The sequence below is a fragment of the Comamonas sp. Z3 genome (genome assembly GCF_008121565.1).
Lineage (GTDB): Bacteria > Pseudomonadota > Gammaproteobacteria > Burkholderiales > Burkholderiaceae_C > Comamonas > Comamonas brasiliensis.
The window spans coordinates 1-16,613 of sequence record NZ_VOQU01000010.1 but is presented as its reverse complement, the minus strand read 5'-3'; the positions used below and the strand labels follow the sequence as shown (position 1 = coordinate 16,613).

Below are 16,613 nucleotides of genomic sequence, written 5' to 3'. Positions count from 1 at the left end.
TTAAGAAATACAGCGATAAGATGGCTCGCAAGCTGTGCTGCCCATGCCAAGACTCTCAGCCGCACCCCATGCCCCCTTCAGGAGACCCATGAAAAACAAAGTCGTGCTCATCACCGGCGGCAGCCGAGGTATTGGTGCGGCCACCGCCATACAAGCTGCGACGGTCGGCTGGGATGTGCTGCTCAGCTTCAATACGGATCAAGCATCAGCCGAGGCGGTTGTCTCGCAAATCACCGACATGGGCAGGCACGCCATGGCCATTCAGGCCGACATGGCTTGCGAAGAACAGATTCGACGCCTTTTTGCTGTGGCCGATGTGCAGTTCGGACGCTTGGATGCACTGGTCAACAACGCAGGCATCGTGGACACGGCGCAGACAGTGGCGGAGTTCAGCCTTGAGCGCCTGGAGCGGATGTTTCGCATCAACACCATCGGTGCTTTTCTGTGTGCCCGCGAGGCCGTGCTTCGCATGAGCACGGCACGCGGCGGTCATGGCGGAGCCATTGTGAATGTTTCCAGCATCGCCGCGAGACTGGGCGCGCCAGGCCAGTATGTGGACTATGCAGCATCCAAAGGAGCCATGGATGTGATGACGCTGGGACTGGCCAAGGAAGTGGCCGCGGAAGGCATCCGCGTGAACGCAGTCCGCCCCGGCCTCATCGAAACGGATATCCATGCCAGCGGGGGACAACCGGACAGGGTTCAGCATCTGGCGCCGCGAGTTCCCATGCGGCGTGGAGGAAGCGCCCTTGAGGTTGCGAATGCAATCGTATGGCTTATGTCGGACGAGTCCCCCTACACCACGGGCAGTCTGATTGAAATTTCGGGCGGAAACCTCTAAGGAAAAAACGCTAGCCCGTCCATGCACAACAAAGCCCGCCAAGGCGGGCTTTTCAATGTCCTCACCCGTCAAGGGCATGCGACGGGCGACTTTAGAAAACAGACCTGCGCCAGCAACTCATGGACTGAAGACCAAGAAGAAACACGGCCCGGCATTCCTGCTTATGTCGAAAAATAGCCCGCCAGGTGCCGAAGACTCTCAACTATCCAAGTGGCCGATCCGCAGTTGACCTCTTAACTGGCACGCTGCTGCAACAACAATTTTCCAATCTTCGCTCTTTCCCTTGGTACATGCAGCTCAGCGATGCCCATGGCCTCCACCAGGCCGATGCCCGCCATGTGGAGGACGATGATTTCCATGTCCGCCATGACCTGGGTGAGGCCTATGGGCCGGTGGACGGTGCACGTGATGATGATGGTGGTACCCAGGCCTGTATGCAGGCCGCCCGTAATAATACGAGCCGCCGTAAGGCTGATAGATATAGGTATCGCCATACCCGTAGCTGTATCCAGGGCCTGCTGCATAGCAGCCCGACAAAAGCAAGACGAGCGCAGAGACTCCAAACAGTTTCTTCATTTGTCCGAGTCTAGTCGCTTCGATATCTTGCGGGTTTTCAATGTGTAAGGCCGTCTTTCCTCCAACAACTGCAGCCATCTCGACAAGCCGCTTTTGGCGCGCCCATCGGCAACCAGCCATCGGTCTAGGTATTTGTGACGCATCAGAAGCGCACTGCATGGACTGCTGCTGATTCGACATAACCGTGGCAACCACATTCCTGCTCAATAGATAGCGAATGCAATAAGTGAACAATCAATTTTGATAGCTTCAATCTCTTTATAGAAAAGCGTTACAAGGCAAAATCACCGTGAACATCGGACCGCATAAATTGATGACTGTGACCTGCCTAAGGTGCCATGCCAGGCCCGCACCAGCAGCAAACGCGGACGCTACAAACCCTTTAAGACACTCGTGTCTGGATAGCTTGGGTTTGCCACTGCGCCAGTCTCCTGCTTCGGTGCAATTGCCGTTGCGAATAGCTGGTACGACTTCTACGCATGTAGCCCGTCAGATGCCGCGCTCGGAATCGCTCCCCCTTGAGCGTCGATCCCAAGCAGCTGGAGACACTCAAAGAGTGATTGAGCCGAATCCTTCATCGGGCCAAACTGCCAAGTCTCAGCAAAAATTGCGATAGATCTTCATTTCAGACGGAGTTTGCATCTGGCGATGGGAATCGAACCGATCAAACCGGGGTTTAAGGGGGTGCAATGCAGCTATCTCACTCTGAGCGCCATCATTTCAATTCCCGTCGCGCCACCTAAACTCCCCAGAAAACTCCCCACACTTCAATGTCCGAGGGCACCCTACTCTGTATGATCTGCAAAAATGCATGTCACCCTAGTTCTCCTTCCCGGTATGGATGGGACAAGCATCCTTTTCGAGCCCTTCATTGCTGCGCTCAAGGACAAGTACCCCGTTTCAGTAGTTCGATATCCAACTACTCGCCATTCCCAGACTTACGCTGCTTTAAGTGACTTCGCTACAGCGCATCTGCCACCTGATGGCCCTATTGTTTTGCTTGGAGAGTCGTTTTCAGGCCCAATCGCAATTTCGATAGCGGCAGCTAATCCAGCGCGAGTGCTGGGCGTCATCTTGTGTTGTACCTTCGTTCGAAACCCCAGACCCAACCTTCGGTGGCTCAAAGGCATGACTTACTTGCCGACACCCCGACCACCTTTGAGAATCGCAACTAAATTGCTTTTCGGCCGGTTTGCAACCCCGAAGTTGAGCGCCTTGCTGCGTAAAGCTCTGCACGAGGTCCAACCAGCTGTTTTGCGAGCTCGGCTCCGTGAAGTCGCATCTGTGGATGTACGTGCTCAAGCTGCCAGGCTTGCGATGCCAGTTCTATATCTGAGGGCACTCAATGATCAGGTCGTGCCGCCGTCAGCAGCATCCGAAGCACAGCAACTGTGCCGAGATATGAAAGTCGAAACTTTTGATGCCCCACACTGCCTCTTGCAGGTCGTTCCCGCTGAAGCAAGCGAAGCGGTGATGCATTTCATGGATCGGTTGGTAGCCGCCTAAAACAAATGATCAGTACTGCGACAGCCAGAACTCAACCCCAACCTGTCACTTCTGGCATATCAAGCTACAGCTCATGGCTGTAGACGATAAATCCACTATGTTCGGCTAACTTGTCGTAGAGCGCGCGGCCGGCTTCATTGGCTGCTTGTGTTTGCCAGTAGACGCGACTCGCGCCAGCCAGCGTGGCTTGCTCGTAGACGTTGTTGATGAGGGCCTTGCCAATCCCGAGCTTGCGCCGTGTGGGGGCCGTGAAAAGGTCCTGCAGGTAACAGACCAGGCCCAGTCTGGTGGTGCTGCGGTGAAACAGGTAATGGGCCAGGCCAACCACTTCTCCTTCATGCTCCGCAACCAACGCAAATACCGGCTCAATGGGATTGAAGAAGCGTTCCCAGGTTGTCTCGGTAATTTCTCTGGCCAGTGCAGTAGCCCCTTTCCGTCCATAAAAAGCGTTGTAGCCGTCCCAAAGCGATAGCCACTGATCAAAGTCTTTGGATTGAATGGCTCTTACCACGACGCCGGTTACCACGTTATTTTCATCCATAGGAAGACCTTATTGATTTGCACAACGGTTTATATTCTTGTGCCCAAGAAATGATCTTGAACATCATTTCACAATAATGATAATATTGATTATTACATCCAATATTAATCCGTAGATCAATATCGGCCGCATAAATCTATCTTGAAATCGGATGGGGGTCGCCAAGATTGCAAAAAATGCTGCAATCAATGCAAACAAGCCAATCCACATAGCACCCGCATAGTCTTGAAGCGTTACAAACGAACGCAGCAGGCTAAACATCAAGACCGCAAAGACTGCACTCAGCACTACAAAAATGATGCGCGTCCACCATTGATACTCTTCCGGGGCGACGGGATCCCCATCGACTCTGTCGGATCGCGTTCGGTCTGCTGGTGCAGGAGAAATTCTGGACATGGATCGCAGTTCTTACATCTCGGATTCGGCACAGAAGTACCAATGAGGTTAGTCGACACACAGTTTCGGCCATAGCAAATACAGGCAAGCGCATGCGCCATTGAAATAATGCTGCCCGACGCCGAACACCTTGAACGGATACAGCTATCGAGATACCGCCGACTTTTCCGCCTCAGATGTCGCTGAAGAGTTCTTGGTTGCCGCCGCCGCCATCTCCAGCCCCGCGACCACATTGCACATGGCGTGGTAGTTCAGTGCATCAGCAATGGCGCGATTTACCGGATATGCCACCAGCGAAGCATCACGCTGCTTCTGGATATTGACCAGAGCCACCTCCCGCTGCTTGGTGATCCCGGTTGAAATCACCTGCACTGTCAGATTGTTGAAGTACGCCTCGTTGTACTTGCTAAGCAAGCCATTGGACACCGTACTGCCAGCCGAAAGAATCCTGGCCGCAGACGCCGGCGTCGTCACCGATGCCGCTCCGGACAGCAGTGTGGCCAGCCCTCCCCAGCCCATCTGGCTTTGCGCCTTGGAAGACGTCATCACCCGCAGATAAGTGGCACAGCGCTGGTTCGATACGGCAATCAGCCTGTCCTGCAGCTCGTTGCGACGGTACTTGTATTCAGCAGTACTCGTCTGTGCGCTTACAGTCGCGACGTTCTCAAGGCCGTAGTCCTTCAGCAGAGTGTCGATATTGATCTGCTCAAACGCCTCGGCACTTTGCTTATCGCCACTGCTTTTCACAATGATCGAGCCTGCGCCGCTCAACAGGTTGTCTTCATCCGGCATCGTGTAGCCGCGAATCACAGTGCAGCCGGACACAGCCATCAATATGCATGCCGCTGCGGCCATTCGAATTGTCTGCATCACTCCCCCTTACACCTGATAGGCAGTGCCGTCTCGTTCTTGCTCGATGCTCTTCGCTGCCCCTGAGGTCACCAAGCAGCACCGCTTCATCAAGGCCACGCTTGCAACCTCGCTTCATGCATTTGTAACCAAATTTTTCAGACAATGCAATTCACGCCTCTCTGCCTGCCTTGAATGCAGTCGCCCGGCAGGCTCGCCACAGCCCAGCTGACAGCCCTTGCTGATATTGCCGCTGACACCCCATTGAGTTAGCCTGCTGGCTCCACTATTGCTCAGGAGCCTGCCATGTCCCGTCGTTTGGTTCTTTCCGCCAGCACCGCCCTTGCGGCTGCCGCACTGATTGTTGGTTGCGGTGCCATGGGGTCGTCGGGCGGCAACCCCATGAGCTTCTTCATCAGCAGCACCAACCCGGGCAAGGGCGGCGACCTGGGCGGGCTGGCCGGGGCCGACCGCTACTGCCAATCGCTGGCTGCCAGCGTGGGCGCAGGCAACAAGACCTGGCGCGCCTACCTGAGCAATGCGGCGCTGAACGGACAACCTGCCGTCAATGCGCGCGATCGTATCGGCAACGGGCCGTGGCGCAACGCCAAGGGCGTGGTCATTGCCACCAGCGTGGCCGACCTGCACAGCGCCAATGCCAAGGTCGGCAAGGACACCTCGCTGACCGAAAAGGGCGAAGTCGTCTCGGGCTTTGGCGATGAGGTCAACCGCCACGACATCCTCACCGGCTCGCGCCCTGACGGCACGCTGGCCGTGCCCGAGCCCGGCAAGGACACCACCTGCGGCAACTGGACCAAGAGCGACGGCGGCTCAGCCATCGTGGGCCACCACGACCACAAGGGCACCAACCCCGACCCTGTAGCCAATGCTTCATGGAACTCATCGCACGGCACACGCGGCTGCAGCGTCGATCAGCTTAAACAGAGTGGCAGCGCCGGGCTGATGTACTGCTTTGCGACCAACTGACCTGGCTGAAAGCGCGGGCCTTGGCCCGCGCCTTGCTTGAGCGCCATACCGCTCTCAATCCATTCAACCCCCCTGAGTTCGTTTTGACCTCCTGATGAAAAACCAATTCACCATGCCGTTGCGGCCAGGAGCCAGGCGCATTTGATACACGAATCATCCCTTCTGAATTTAGATGGGTGATCGCCGGCGATATTTGGTTTAATCAGGCGCGATAACAACACTGAGAGAGATTGAATGGCTTCATGCGCGTACTGCAATACCAGAATTCTTTTTGGCGGAAAGCGAGACGGCGACCGTCGCTACTGCAATGAGAAATGCCTGCACCAAGGGCTACTTTCCGACGCTGCCAGCCAGCTCTCCCCCGCCGATGTCCAGGCTCATATCTTTCAGGTGCACAAAGGCAACTGCCCCAAGTGTGACGGGCCCGGCCCGGTGGATGTCCATACCTCTTACCGCGTGTATTCCGTCGTCATGATGACGTCGTGGTCCAGCCGGCCGCTGGTGGCCTGCGCACGATGCGGCACCAAGCAAAAAATTGGAGATACGGTCTTTTCATTGTTCCTGGGTTGGTGGGGCCTGCCTTGGGGAATCTTGATGACGCCGGTGCAACTCACCAGAAATCTGATTGCCTTTGGCAAGACCCCAGACCCCGAGACGCCCTCGCCCGCACTGGAGCAAGTCTTGAGAAGCCATTTGGCGGCCCAGCTCCTTGCCAATCAGCAACAAGCGGCGTCCCAGCCCGGCAACTACCGTTGAAATCTGATTAGCGCCCCCAAAAAGCGCCTGCTAACGCACCAAGGCAATGTAGCTCTCTACATTGCCTTTTTCTTTGCTTTATTTCAGTTGCCCAACATCGCACTGCAGGCCAGGGCTAATGCAATCGTAACTAATTTTTACAGATAATGCTTCGCATGCATTTTCTGCCTGCCTTGACTGCCACAGCATTTTTGCTGCCAGCCACCGCTATCTCTCCGGCCATAGCGCAGCCCATCTACCGCTGCGGCAATACCTATTCTCAAGAGGCATGCAAAGGCGGCAAAGTGGTGGAAGACAAAACCACCACCCTGCACAGCGGGCACTCAGGCAGTACTGTATATCTGTGCAAAGGCCATGGCGGCGGGCTGTTCTGGAGCAGCCACTCATGCGGCCAGCACAACGCTTTTCTGGAGCGTACGGAAACCGTGCCCTCGGGCCTGCCCTGGGATCAAAAAGTGGCCCAGGCCGAAGCCCAATGGCGCAAAACCCAGCGCAATACCGCCGCCCCCGCGGTTGTCTATCAAAACCGCCCTGCCCAACCTGCCGAGCCCGGCAAAAAGCAAGCTTGCGATGCTCTGGAAGAACGTGTCAAAGCGCTGGATAGCATGGGGCGTGCAGGCAGCCAATATTACGACCTGGATTGGGTTCGCAGGGAGCGCAAGGTCGCGAGAGATGAGCAGTTCCGACTAAGGTGTTAAATATTTTTCATTTGGAGGAGATAAATATGAAAATAAAATCTGTAACAATAAATAGATTTAGAGGGTATAGTTCACCTGTATCAATCGACTTCGATAATCTTTTAGTTTTCGTTGGAAAAAATGATATAGGAAAGTCTACAATACTCGAAGCGCTAGACATCTTCTTTAATGAGGGAAAAGGTTGCGTCAAAATAGACAAAGATGACATAAATAAGAAATGTCTCTCGGAAGGTAACTCTGACATTGAAATATCAGTTGAATTCACAAACCTTCCGCCACAAATATATATTGACACAACCAACCCCACGACATTAAAAGATGAGTATCTTCTAACTAAAAATGAAACACTGAAGATTTTAAAGCGCTATCCCAATGCAGGAAAAGAGAAGGTCTTTATAGAAGCACTGCACCCAACTAATACAGCATGCAAAGATCTACTCCACAAAAAAATATCAGAACTACAGAAAATAGTAGATACCCAAAAAATATCCTGCTCAGACAAGACTAAAAATGCAGAACTTAGAAAATCCATCTGGAGCAATCAAAGCAATCTAGAGTTAAAGGATTGTGAAATTGAGATCGCAAAAATCGACTCCAAGGATTTGTGGGATAAGTTAAAGGCATATATGCCGCTTTTCACCTTATTCCAATCTGATAGGAAAAACAGTGACGGTGATGGCGAGATCCAGGATCCCATGAAGCTTGCTGTACGAGAAATTCTGAACGATAAATCTATCAAGGAAGACTTTGAAAGAATTTCAAGCCTAGTAAAACAGCGATTGGAAGACGTAGCTGCAAGAACTCGTGAAAAATTGAGTGAGATGAATCCAGCTATCGCCTCGACACTAGATCCCCAGTTACCTGACTCCCAAGATTTAAAATGGACTGACGTTTTTAAAAGCGTTTCAATCACCGCTGATGAAGGTATTCCAATAAATAAACGAGGCAGTGGAGTAAAACGCTTAATTTTGATCAGTTTCTTCAGAGCAGAAGCGGAAAGAAGACATTTGGAATCAAATCTACCCAGCATTATTTATGCCATAGAAGAACCTGAAACCGCTCAACACCCTGATCATCAAAGAGCTCTGCTGGATGCTTTAGTAAAATTATCAAAAACCGGTAATACGCAAGTCGTACTTACAACTCACAGCCCAGAGATTGTAAAGCGTTTAAAATTCGAAAATTTATTAATAATATCAGATCAACAAGATAACAAAATTCAGAAAGTTCTAGAAAATGAGCTGCCTTACCCAAGCCTAAACGAAGTTAATTTCGCCGCTTTCGGAGAAGCTACTGAAGAATATCATAATGAACTTTATGGATACATCGAGGAAATTGGAAAACTCCAAGATTATAAAAATGGAAAGCCACAAATTCCATATATTAAGACTTTCAGAGGAAATACCCAAAACATTAATTTATCTCTTACTGAATATATACGTCATCAGATTCATCATCCAGAGAATATCTCTAATATTAGGTTTACGCCTGAACAACTAATTGAATCAATTGGACTTATGCGCTCCTATATCCAGACGGATAAATTAGTGTAAATAGTTAATTATTAGAACATTTCCATACTGGCTCTTCCTTTGCTATACTGTGCGAACCTCGCAAGAGGTGGAGCGTAAGAACTCCTTAGGATCAGCGGGAAAACCGCACCCGATAGTTGGCGGTTTTTTTGCGCCCGGACATTGCACGTCTGCACTCTTGCAGATGCTTGATTTATGGCCGGGAGGGCGACGGATACAAGACCCGCAAGGGGAAGAAGTCCGCCTAGCTGATCCTAGGTTCTTAACCTCCCGGCCGCCTTATGGATGCGCGTAAGAACGCTCCATAAGGCTTTGCAAGTCTCGATCAGGAGCGCTCTCATGCCGCAAACCACTCTGGCTCTCACCCCCTCCGTCACTATCGTTGACGGCACCCCCACCACACTCAGCACCGATCTGGCTCGCCACTTTGGCAAGCGCCATGACGACATACTTCGGGCTATTCGCAACCTGCTTCCGCAACTTGCTGAGGAACACCTCCGCAATTTTGCGGAAGTGTCTGTGGAGGTTGAGGGCGGCCAGGGTGCCAAAGCCGAATACCCCGCCTACCGCCTGACCCGCGATGGCTTTACGCTGCTGGCCATGGGCTTTACGGGCAAGAAGGCGCTGGGCTTCAAGCTGGCCTATATCGACGCCTTTAACCGCATGGAGGCTGCGCTGCACCAGCCTGCGGACACACAGCGTATGGAGCTGGCCTTTTCTCTGGCCGCAGAGGCCGCGGCGCAGGTGCACCGCACGGTGTTCAATGCAGTGATGCAGGGCGACGCCGATGAATGGCAGCACAGCCGCTATCTGCTGAACCTGAACTACGACAGCCAGGGCCGCCCCACCCTGCCCCATGCCCAGCCGATTGCGACGGACCAGATGGTGATCTCTTTCAGCAGCCTGCCGCAGCGCATTGCCGACGGCGAGATCATAAGCGCAACCGATGCCCAGCTGGTCACGCTGGCAACGGCCTGCACCCAGCGGCTGACCCAGCGCGCCCAGCACCGCGAAAAGCAGGTGACGCTGCCGAGCTACCCCGGTAATTCCCCCGGCCAGCGCCCCGCGCAAGCACCAGCCCGGTCAGCCAAGCAGCCCCCCTGCGCCCGATGAAGGCCTGCTGCGCATGACGTTCCGATAGGCTGCTCTGCAGCCCGAGCGCTAAGCCATACAAAAAGCCCCTGGCAGGGGCTTTTGTTCAGGCCTCTGGCGTGGACGGCCAGAACAGCTCTCGCACTTCGGGAGAGTAGTACGGCAGGGCAAGCACCGCGCCAAAGAGTACGCAACCCAAGGTCGATGTGGAGTGCCCCAGGCCTGACAGGATGATGGGCGGGCTGAAACATGCGACGACCCAGGTCGCCACAGAAGACCACAGGGTAAACCGAGGTGCCCATGCTCTGAACCGCAGCATGCCGTAGAAAGCAATGAGGCAGAGCACCAAGACCACCGAAAACGCCAGCAAGAAAATCCAGTCCATCGGGCCGACCTCTGACTGCATCAACAGGCTCTGGGAAAGGTCAGCCAGCTCCTGGGGCACCAGATCGAAGCCATATTCCGCCAGCATTCCAAGGATTGGGATGCCCAGCGAAGCAATCACCAATGCGCGATACGTCGATTTGCCCATACCCACTCCAAGTTGCGATGGGTGAATCGTACTACCGCCCTAGCCACTGATGGCGATCTGCACAGTGGATGCGAGAGCACCACGCACCAAGAACCAAGCCCGGGTAGCTAAACGGGCCGGGGCCCGTCCGCAAGCCGGCGCAGCAGCTGCAGCTGCTCGGTCTGGATGGCGATGAGTTCACCCCACTGCGTTTTCTGCAGCTCGTCGATCTTTTCGTGCAGCAGCATGATCTCCAGCTCGGCCTTGAGGTTGACCTCGTAGTCATGCTCGCCGCGGATGCGGTCTTTTTCTGCCTGGCGGTTCTGTGACATGAGAATGATGGGCGCCTGTATGGCGGCCAGCATGGACAGAAACAGGTTCAGCAGAATGTAGGGATACGGGTCGAAGGTGGAGCCGCGCGTCAAAAGAAGCAGCGTGTTGAGGCCAACCCATACCACCATCGTTGCGCCAAATAGAATCACAAAGGCCCAGGACCCGCCAAACGTTGCAACGGCATCTGCCGCGCGCTGTCCGAAGGTGGGCGGCGTTTGCTCCAGCTCCTGCGCCACATTGCGTGAAATGTGTTTGCGCCGGGCAATGTGCTGGGCGACCTTGAGCGCTCTTTCGTCCAAGGTATCGGCGGAGACTCCGAGCAATCTCTTGGCAACGGTATCCGTGTTGAGCATGGGACTTCCTTGTCATCCGAAGGATGAAGACATCGCCACCATGCTACCCAACCTTGGCGCCTGCCTTGCGCCCTGTCGCGCCGCCGCCACCGACATGCGGCACTAGGCACAAGCGGCGAATGCTTGAATATTGACGTCAAGTGTTGCAATGGCCGCCCCGGAGTGTGAGTATGGGTTGCGGCAATCGTTAAGTTGGGGTTGATTGGCAACTACACATGCGCTGGTGCGCAAGGAGGCTGGATATGTTCAAGCACATTTTGATTCCTACGGACGGCTCGAAACTCTCCGAAGCTGCACTTCGTGCAGGCTTGCAGCTGGCCAAGGAGCAAGGCTCCGAGGTCACTGTGCTGTATGTGATGCCGGACTATTCGGCCCTGATGTATAGCGGTGAGGGGATGGTGGCCTACAACCCCAGCGAGATGCGCCGGGACGCCGAGCTAACGGCCGACACAGTGCTAAAGGCGGTGCAGGACATTGCCAAGGCCGAGGGCGTGGACTGCAAGTTGGAGCGGACGATGAACTTTTCGGTGCACCAGGCCATCATCCAGCAGGCCAAGGACAGCCAGTGCGACCTGATCTGCATGGCATCGCACGGCCGCAAGGGCCTTGCCGGCATTTTGCTGGGCAGTGAAACCCAGCGCGTGCTGGTGAACAGCGGCATTCCGGTGCTAGTGCACAGGCCTGTGGTTTAAGCCCGGTCTACTGCAGCGCGGCAGCTTTGCGGCTGTTCTCAAAATTCAATGGACGCCCCGGTGCCCTCGTGCAACGGGGCGTTTTTCATGCGCCGTCGTCGTGTAGCATCGGTGCATCAAATTGTGAACTGATGGTTCCATTTGTCACGCCTGCCACGGCGTCTTTGTTCATTCAGCATGAGGGGAGAGAGCAGATGAGTCACGCAATCGCTACCGACGCCGACCTGGCCTGGAAGACGGGCCCGATTCGCCCCAGAGCCTGCACCTGCGGCAGTGTGGTGTGCCAGTTGCTGCATGAGCGGGTGATGACCGATATGTCGCGCCGCATGTTTGTGGGCGGGGTAGCCGCGATGATGGCGCCGTTTGTGGGCCTGCACGCAGCCGAGCCCGGTGCCGGCGGCACGCCCAGGCAGGCCGACCGCCCCGTGTTGCTGACCAATCTGCGCCTGTTTGACGGCACGGGCAAGTCGGTGCGCCAGGGCGTGCAGGTGCTGATTCAGGGCAAGATGATTGCGGCCCTGCCCTCTGCCGGCGAGAAGGTGGAAGGCGCCCAGGTGATCGACTGCCAGGGCAAGCTGGTGATGCCGGGCATGATCGATACGCACTGGCACACCATGCTGGCAGCCATTCCGCAGATGACGGCGATGACGGCCGATCTGGGCTATCTATATATCTCCGCCGCGCAAGAGGCGCAGCGCACGCTGATGCGCGGCTTTACCTCGGTGCGTGATGCGGGCGGGCCGGCCTTTGCGCTCAAGCGCGCGATCGACGAAGGGATGGTGCCGGGCCCGCGCATCTACCCCAGCGGGGCGATGATTTCTCAGACCTCGGGCCATGGCGACTTTCGCCTGCGCAGCGATATTCCGCGTGCGGCGAACGAGCCGCTGAGCATGGTGGAGCAAGTCGGCGTGGCCATGATTGCGGACGGCGAGACCGAGGTGCTGCGCCGCGTGCGCGAACAGCTGATGCTGGGTGCATCGCAGATCAAGATGCTGGCCGGCGGCGGCGTGGCATCGCTGTACGACCCGCTGGACAGCACCCAGTTCACCGAAAAGGAGCTGCGCGCCGGCGTGGAAGCCGCTAGCGACTGGAACACCTATGTGATGGCGCATGTGTATACGCCCAAGGGCATCAAGCGGGCCATCAAGGCAGGCGTGAAGAGCATCGAGCACGGCCAGCTGGCCGACGAAGAGAGCGTCAAGATGATGCGCGACGAGGGCGTGTGGTGGAGCCTGCAGCCCTTCTTGCAGGACGAGGACAGCAATGTCTACCCTGACGCCGTGCGCCGCGAGAGCCAGTCGCGCGTGGCCCAGGGCACGGTGCGCGCCTATGAGATGGCGCAGAAGTACGGCATCAAGACCGGCTGGGGCACGGACATTCTGTTCAGCCCCAAGGGGACGGCCACGCAGGGCAGGCAGCTGGCCAAGCTGACGCGCTTTTACGACCCGATGACGCTGCTGAAGCAGGCCACGGGCACCAACGGCGAGCTGCTGGCCCTGTCGGGCGAGCGCAACCCCTACCCCCAACCGCTGGGCCGCATCGCCCCCGGCGCGTTTGCAGACCTGCTGGTGGCCGACGGCGACCCGACGGTGAATCTGGACTTTCTGGCCAACCCGGAACAGAACCTGCGCCTGATCATGAAGGACGGCAAGGTGCACAAGAACACCCTGTAAGGGAGACAAATGACGCAGCACATCAAGATGGCCGCAGCAGCGCTGGCCATGGGCCTGCTGGCGGGCTCGCCTGCCTGGGCGCAGGGCAAGGAATCGGCCGATGCGTGGCGCTTTCAGCTCACGCCCTATGTGTGGATGACCGGTCTGGACGGCAGCGTGCGCCCGTTCAGGGGCGCACCCACGGTCGACGTGAACAAGTCGTTCTCGGACATTCTGGAGAACCTCGACGCTGCCGCCTTCGTGAACGGCACGGCGCGCAAGGGCAGCTATGTGCTGCAAGGCGACTTCAGCTACGCAGCCACATCGGACAAGGCCGCCCTTCCCCCGGGCCTGAGCGCCCATGCCAAGATTCGCCAGACCTCGCTGACGATGACCGGTGGGCACAACTGGGCGTTGAGCCCTGAGTCGAGCTTTGACCTGATGGCGGGCTTTCGCCTATGGCAGATCAGGGCCGAAGTGAATGTGCCGGGGGTGGCGTCCGCGCAGTCCAACACCTCCTTCGTCGATCCTGTGGTGGCCGCACGCTGGCGCTACGACATTGCGCCGCGCTGGTCCAGCTTGCTGTATGCCGATATGGGCGGGCTGGATGTGGGCTCGAAGTTCACCTGGCAGGTTCATGCCTCGGTGAACTACCAGGTCAAGGAGAACATCTTTGTCTCCGTCGGCTACCGCCACCTGAGCGTGGACTACCGCGACGGCGGCAAGCGGCTGGACTTCAGCCAGAGCGGCCCGATCATCGGGGCGACGTTCAGGTTTTAAGTACCGCCAACGCAAATCGCAATACTGACAGGCAGGCTCAGTGCGTAACCAGCAGTTGCCTGTCCACCCGCACCTGACCTTTCAGGGCGTTGACCTGGGCGTCTCGGCGCTCGACCAGTCCGACAAGCTGGCCAACCACGCCCGCGCCTTCGACAGCAAGGGCTGCGAGTCGCTGGTGCTGATCTGCGAGATCTCGGCAGGCAGCGGCGTCACCGGCAAGCTGGGCGTTGCGGGTTGCCCCAGCTCTGGCCCGTGCGCTCCTTGGCATGCAGGTGCACCACACGGCGGCGATCCCAGGGGGTAAAGGCGGGCACACGCTCCCAGCGGTTCAGGTCTTGCGCCTCGTCGCCGCGCAGGTACAGCGCATCGCCAGGGTGCGCGGCGCGAAAGTGGTAGGCCACGGGCGCGCCCTCGCCGTCCAGCTCCACGCCACGGCGAATACGGGCCATGCCCTCCAGGTAAGGCGGGGTCTCCAGCCGGTCGGCCTCGATCACGCTCAGCCGCGTGGCCCAGGGGCTGTCGGGCCGGGGCAGCCATTTGGGTATGGCCACGGCATCGCCGTTGACCATCTCGCCGCCCAGGGCCAGCACCGTCAGGCCCAGCAAATCCAGCGTGCGGGCGGCGTCGCAATCCGTAGTGTCGGCCCAGCTGCGAAAGTGCGCCTCTACCTTGTTGCCCCACTCGCGGGCCTGCTCGGGCGTCCAGCCAAGCAAGCGGTAGTCGGGCACCGCAGACAGGCGCAGCACCGCGCCCACCACGTTGTCGCGGTGGGTCTGCAGGCCGCCGGCCATCAACCCGTCGTTTCGGGCCAGGTCGCGGGCGCGGCTGGTCAACGTGCCCAGCTCGGGCAGCAGGTCGGCATCGGCGCTGCCGGCCATGGGCTGCCAGTCGCTCAGCGCCAGGTCGGTGTGCGATGCGCCTTGATAGGCAGACATGGCCGCCCCGCCCTTGAGCGGCGCTGCGCCCAGCGACGCCGCAAACGACGTGGGGCTGCGACTTTGGCGGCTTAGTTGGTTCTTGCGGCCCATGCTTACACCAGGTAGATGGGCTTGCGCACGGCCTGGCCGCTGCGCTGTGCCAGTTCGGCGTTGATGTCGTCAATGGCGCGGCGCAGCTGCGTCGTGTCGGCATTGAACTGCACGGAGCGCGCGCCCACGCCGTCGGTGCTGTGGCTGGCCTGCGTCGGGCCGGTCAGGCGCGCGTCGATGGCGGCCAGATAACTGTCGCGCCGCGCGGTGAGCTGTTCGGTGGTGAGGTGGCTGTAGAGACCCATGCGCCGATGGTCGGCGGACGGCTGCGACAAAGCCATGTGACGGCTGTCACAAAAACATGTCGCAGGTTACGGGCGCTTATGCAGCAATAACATTAACAATCAAATTAATAGCAAAGATAAGATCAAGAGAAGAATTAACGAGGGGGATTACTATGAGTGAGTACTACCGATTGGCTGCGCATTACTACAACCGCTTTCACGGCTCGCACCTTTTCCCGAAGCTCTGGAACTGGCGTTGGTTGCTCTGCTTAGCCACATTCAGCACCGCCACACTGTTCACCTATTGGTATTTTGTTAGCTCCGCTCCCCCTGTTCACGGGCCGGTGGGCATGTTCATTTCTGCGCTAGTCTTTGTCGGCTCTTGCCTCTTTATCCTTCACTACCGCAGCAATCAAGTGCTTGGCGTCGAGAAGGCTCCACCCTTTTTCTCTAGAGCCAGACGATTGCAGCTTGAGAAGGAAAAACGCAGCTTTCTCAGCAGCCACACTCAAAGATCATCGTCTGACTTCGCGCAGCTAGCACAGGAGATCACTGACCTGCTATTGCTAGAGAAAGCCTACCGCTCACCAATTGATGTCGACTTTGTAGGAGTGCTCAGCAAGCTGTACGACTCTCAAACCATCACCCGCGTTATCGCCATCGTGATCAGCGCTCTGGGAATCTTCTTTAGTCTGATGGACAGAAACTCACTCCGAGAGCTGCAAGAAATTTTTCAAGATGAAGAAACCATCACCTTCATCTTCAAACTGTGTCAACTAACGGGGGGCTTGTTCATCCTTGCGATACTTTTGTATTTGCTGACGAAGCAGGTCATCGAAATCTTGATGCTGATGGCATCTAGTTTCATCTCCAAGAAGATGGGCAATAGGACGATGCTCAACTGTCTGGTTAGAGACCTCATCGATCTGCACTTGCCTCAGCCAGTACAAACAGTCCGCAAAATCTCCATGCCTTACACCCCCACAAGCAGAGTCTGGGGCATCCGCCGCCACCACGGCGCAAGTCAAAGAAAGGCATCAAGAAATGTATTGACCCAGTGAAAACCTGCTCAGGTGTTACCGTCGAGAGAAAGACACCATGAGCACATTGATGGAAGAAGAGATCAAACGCTGGACCGCAAAGCGCAAGACGGCACTGATCCTGGAGATCATCCAGGGCAAGACCAGCGTGTCGGAGGCCAGTCGAACCTATGACCTGCCGCCGTCGGAGATTGAGGGCTGGGTGGAAGATGGCCGCAAGGGCATG

The 16,613-nt window shown here is 56.7% G+C and carries 20 protein-coding genes; 12 read left to right on the top strand and 8 right to left on the bottom strand.

Features of this window, described 5'->3' with window-relative positions; genetic code table 11:
* The first annotated feature begins 88 nt into the window (after positions 1 to 88).
* Complete coding sequence (locus tag FSY59_RS24745) at positions 89 to 841, top strand: SDR family oxidoreductase (protein WP_003054684.1); 753 nt, start codon at positions 89 to 91, stop codon at positions 839 to 841.
* A gap of 233 nt (positions 842 to 1,074) precedes the next feature.
* On the opposite strand, the gene FSY59_RS27810 is transcribed toward FSY59_RS24745, so the two are convergent.
* Positions 1,075 to 1,200 (bottom strand): hypothetical protein, encoded by a 126-nt coding sequence (locus FSY59_RS27810; protein ID WP_255439734.1) that lies wholly within the window; start codon positions 1,198 to 1,200, stop codon positions 1,075 to 1,077.
* A gap of 1,024 nt (positions 1,201 to 2,224) precedes the next feature.
* Here FSY59_RS27810 and FSY59_RS24740 point away from each other — a divergent pair.
* Positions 2,225 to 2,923 carry an alpha/beta fold hydrolase gene (locus FSY59_RS24740; protein ID WP_148729833.1) on the top strand — a complete coding sequence of 233 codons (699 nt, stop codon included), beginning with the start codon at positions 2,225 to 2,227 and terminating at the stop codon, positions 2,921 to 2,923.
* A gap of 64 nt (positions 2,924 to 2,987) precedes the next feature.
* Here the strand turns inward: FSY59_RS24740 and FSY59_RS24735 are convergent, their stop codons facing one another.
* The 3 genes from FSY59_RS24735 to FSY59_RS24725 form a co-directional block, all read right to left on the bottom strand.
* Positions 2,988 to 3,464, bottom strand: a complete 477-nt coding sequence (locus FSY59_RS24735; RefSeq protein WP_187427981.1) for a GNAT family N-acetyltransferase — start codon at positions 3,462 to 3,464, stop codon at positions 2,988 to 2,990.
* Between the two features lie 63 nt (positions 3,465 to 3,527).
* Positions 3,528 to 3,860, bottom strand: coding sequence for a hypothetical protein (locus tag FSY59_RS24730; protein ID WP_148729832.1), 333 nt, complete (start codon positions 3,858 to 3,860; stop codon positions 3,528 to 3,530).
* Between the two features lie 144 nt (positions 3,861 to 4,004).
* Positions 4,005 to 4,730 carry a hypothetical protein gene (locus tag FSY59_RS24725; RefSeq protein ID WP_148729831.1) on the bottom strand — a complete coding sequence of 242 codons (726 nt, stop codon included), beginning with the start codon at positions 4,728 to 4,730 and terminating at the stop codon, positions 4,005 to 4,007.
* A 285-nt stretch (positions 4,731 to 5,015) separates the two neighbouring features.
* Here FSY59_RS24725 and FSY59_RS24720 point away from each other — a divergent pair, with 285 nt between their 5' ends.
* The 5 genes from FSY59_RS24720 (at position 5,016) to FSY59_RS24700 (ending at position 9,795) form a co-directional block, all read left to right on the top strand.
* Positions 5,016 to 5,696 carry a hypothetical protein gene (locus FSY59_RS24720; protein WP_148729830.1) on the top strand — a complete coding sequence of 227 codons (681 nt, stop codon included), beginning with the start codon at positions 5,016 to 5,018 and terminating at the stop codon, positions 5,694 to 5,696.
* Between the two features lie 234 nt (positions 5,697 to 5,930).
* A complete protein-coding gene (locus tag FSY59_RS24715) occupies positions 5,931 to 6,452 on the top strand; it encodes a hypothetical protein (protein WP_148729829.1) in 522 nt (173 codons plus the stop codon).
* A 155-nt stretch (positions 6,453 to 6,607) separates the two neighbouring features.
* Positions 6,608 to 7,150, top strand: coding sequence for a hypothetical protein (locus tag FSY59_RS24710; RefSeq protein ID WP_255439733.1), 543 nt, complete (start codon positions 6,608 to 6,610; stop codon positions 7,148 to 7,150).
* A gap of 26 nt (positions 7,151 to 7,176) precedes the next feature.
* Positions 7,177 to 8,703, top strand: a complete 1,527-nt coding sequence (locus FSY59_RS24705) for an ATP-binding protein (RefSeq protein ID WP_148729827.1) — start codon at positions 7,177 to 7,179, stop codon at positions 8,701 to 8,703.
* 318 nt (positions 8,704 to 9,021) lie between these two features.
* The gene (locus FSY59_RS24700) at positions 9,022 to 9,795 is read left to right on the top strand and encodes a Rha family transcriptional regulator (protein ID WP_255439732.1); all 774 of its coding nucleotides are present in this window, start codon (positions 9,022 to 9,024) and stop codon (positions 9,793 to 9,795) included.
* 85 nt (positions 9,796 to 9,880) lie between these two features.
* Here the strand turns inward: FSY59_RS24700 and FSY59_RS24695 are convergent, their stop codons facing one another.
* Positions 9,881 to 10,306, bottom strand: a complete 426-nt coding sequence (locus FSY59_RS24695; protein WP_148729826.1) for a hypothetical protein — start codon at positions 10,304 to 10,306, stop codon at positions 9,881 to 9,883.
* A 107-nt stretch (positions 10,307 to 10,413) separates the two neighbouring features.
* Positions 10,414 to 10,971 carry a DUF1003 domain-containing protein gene (locus tag FSY59_RS24690; protein ID WP_148729825.1) on the bottom strand — a complete coding sequence of 186 codons (558 nt, stop codon included), beginning with the start codon at positions 10,969 to 10,971 and terminating at the stop codon, positions 10,414 to 10,416.
* A 242-nt stretch (positions 10,972 to 11,213) separates the two neighbouring features.
* Here FSY59_RS24690 and FSY59_RS24685 point away from each other — a divergent pair, with 242 nt between their 5' ends.
* The 3 genes from FSY59_RS24685 to FSY59_RS24675 all read left to right on the top strand — a co-directional run bounded on the left by FSY59_RS24685 (position 11,214) and on the right by FSY59_RS24675 (position 14,095).
* Entirely contained in the window at positions 11,214 to 11,663 is a 450-nt protein-coding gene (locus tag FSY59_RS24685; RefSeq protein ID WP_050875064.1) for a universal stress protein, read from the top strand.
* A gap of 194 nt (positions 11,664 to 11,857) precedes the next feature.
* The gene (locus FSY59_RS24680) at positions 11,858 to 13,336 is read left to right on the top strand and encodes an amidohydrolase family protein (protein WP_148729824.1); all 1,479 of its coding nucleotides are present in this window, start codon (positions 11,858 to 11,860) and stop codon (positions 13,334 to 13,336) included.
* A gap of 9 nt (positions 13,337 to 13,345) precedes the next feature.
* Entirely contained in the window at positions 13,346 to 14,095 is a 750-nt protein-coding gene (locus FSY59_RS24675) for a YfaZ family outer membrane protein (protein ID WP_148729823.1), read from the top strand.
* Between the two features lie 209 nt (positions 14,096 to 14,304).
* Here FSY59_RS24675 and FSY59_RS24665 read toward each other — a convergent pair whose 3' ends face one another.
* The gene (locus FSY59_RS24665; protein WP_148729822.1) at positions 14,305 to 15,123 is read right to left on the bottom strand and encodes a phage portal protein; all 819 of its coding nucleotides are present in this window, start codon (positions 15,121 to 15,123) and stop codon (positions 14,305 to 14,307) included.
* 2 nt (positions 15,124 to 15,125) lie between these two features.
* A complete protein-coding gene (locus FSY59_RS24660; RefSeq protein ID WP_240154207.1) occupies positions 15,126 to 15,404 on the bottom strand; it encodes a hypothetical protein in 279 nt (92 codons plus the stop codon).
* A gap of 116 nt (positions 15,405 to 15,520) precedes the next feature.
* Between FSY59_RS24660 and FSY59_RS24655 the strand changes: the two genes are divergently transcribed.
* Together FSY59_RS24655 and FSY59_RS24650 are read left to right on the top strand one after the other, a co-directional pair.
* Entirely contained in the window at positions 15,521 to 16,408 is an 888-nt protein-coding gene (locus FSY59_RS24655; protein WP_148729821.1) for a hypothetical protein, read from the top strand.
* Between the two features lie 37 nt (positions 16,409 to 16,445).
* Positions 16,446 to 16,613: DUF1153 domain-containing protein (locus FSY59_RS24650; RefSeq protein ID WP_148729820.1), on the top strand; the 168-nt coding region annotated here is incomplete at its 3' end.

What these genes read in the sequence shown, in the direction of transcription:
- FSY59_RS24725 (WP_148729831.1), bottom strand. Translation starts at nt 4,730, where the DNA reads ATGCAGACAATTCGAATGGCCGCAGCGGCATGCATATTGATGGCTGTG.
- FSY59_RS24690 (WP_148729825.1), bottom strand. Translation starts at nt 10,971, where the DNA reads ATGCTCAACACGGATACCGTTGCCAAGAGATTGCTCGGAGTCTCCGCC.
- FSY59_RS24715 (WP_148729829.1), top strand. Translation starts at nt 5,931, where the DNA reads ATGGCTTCATGCGCGTACTGCAATACCAGAATTCTTTTTGGCGGAAAG.
- FSY59_RS24655 (WP_148729821.1), top strand. Translation starts at nt 15,521, where the DNA reads ATGAGTGAGTACTACCGATTGGCTGCGCATTACTACAACCGCTTTCAC.
- FSY59_RS24680 (WP_148729824.1), top strand. Translation starts at nt 11,858, where the DNA reads ATGAGTCACGCAATCGCTACCGACGCCGACCTGGCCTGGAAGACGGGC.
- FSY59_RS24745 (WP_003054684.1), top strand. Translation starts at nt 89, where the DNA reads ATGAAAAACAAAGTCGTGCTCATCACCGGCGGCAGCCGAGGTATTGGT.
- FSY59_RS24730 (WP_148729832.1), bottom strand. Translation starts at nt 3,860, where the DNA reads ATGTCCAGAATTTCTCCTGCACCAGCAGACCGAACGCGATCCGACAGA.
- FSY59_RS24695 (WP_148729826.1), bottom strand. Translation starts at nt 10,306, where the DNA reads ATGGGCAAATCGACGTATCGCGCATTGGTGATTGCTTCGCTGGGCATC.
- FSY59_RS24685 (WP_050875064.1), top strand. Translation starts at nt 11,214, where the DNA reads ATGTTCAAGCACATTTTGATTCCTACGGACGGCTCGAAACTCTCCGAA.
- FSY59_RS24720 (WP_148729830.1), top strand. Translation starts at nt 5,016, where the DNA reads ATGTCCCGTCGTTTGGTTCTTTCCGCCAGCACCGCCCTTGCGGCTGCC.
- FSY59_RS24740 (WP_148729833.1), top strand. Translation starts at nt 2,225, where the DNA reads ATGCATGTCACCCTAGTTCTCCTTCCCGGTATGGATGGGACAAGCATC.
- FSY59_RS24705 (WP_148729827.1), top strand. Translation starts at nt 7,177, where the DNA reads ATGAAAATAAAATCTGTAACAATAAATAGATTTAGAGGGTATAGTTCA.
- FSY59_RS24710 (WP_255439733.1), top strand. Translation starts at nt 6,608, where the DNA reads ATGCATTTTCTGCCTGCCTTGACTGCCACAGCATTTTTGCTGCCAGCC.
- FSY59_RS24675 (WP_148729823.1), top strand. Translation starts at nt 13,346, where the DNA reads ATGACGCAGCACATCAAGATGGCCGCAGCAGCGCTGGCCATGGGCCTG.
- FSY59_RS24700 (WP_255439732.1), top strand. Translation starts at nt 9,022, where the DNA reads ATGCCGCAAACCACTCTGGCTCTCACCCCCTCCGTCACTATCGTTGAC.
- FSY59_RS27810 (WP_255439734.1), bottom strand. Translation starts at nt 1,200, where the DNA reads ATGGAAATCATCGTCCTCCACATGGCGGGCATCGGCCTGGTGGAGGCC.
- FSY59_RS24665 (WP_148729822.1), bottom strand. Translation starts at nt 15,123, where the DNA reads ATGGGCCGCAAGAACCAACTAAGCCGCCAAAGTCGCAGCCCCACGTCG.
- FSY59_RS24735 (WP_187427981.1), bottom strand. Translation starts at nt 3,464, where the DNA reads ATGGATGAAAATAACGTGGTAACCGGCGTCGTGGTAAGAGCCATTCAA.
- FSY59_RS24660 (WP_240154207.1), bottom strand. Translation starts at nt 15,404, where the DNA reads ATGGCTTTGTCGCAGCCGTCCGCCGACCATCGGCGCATGGGTCTCTAC.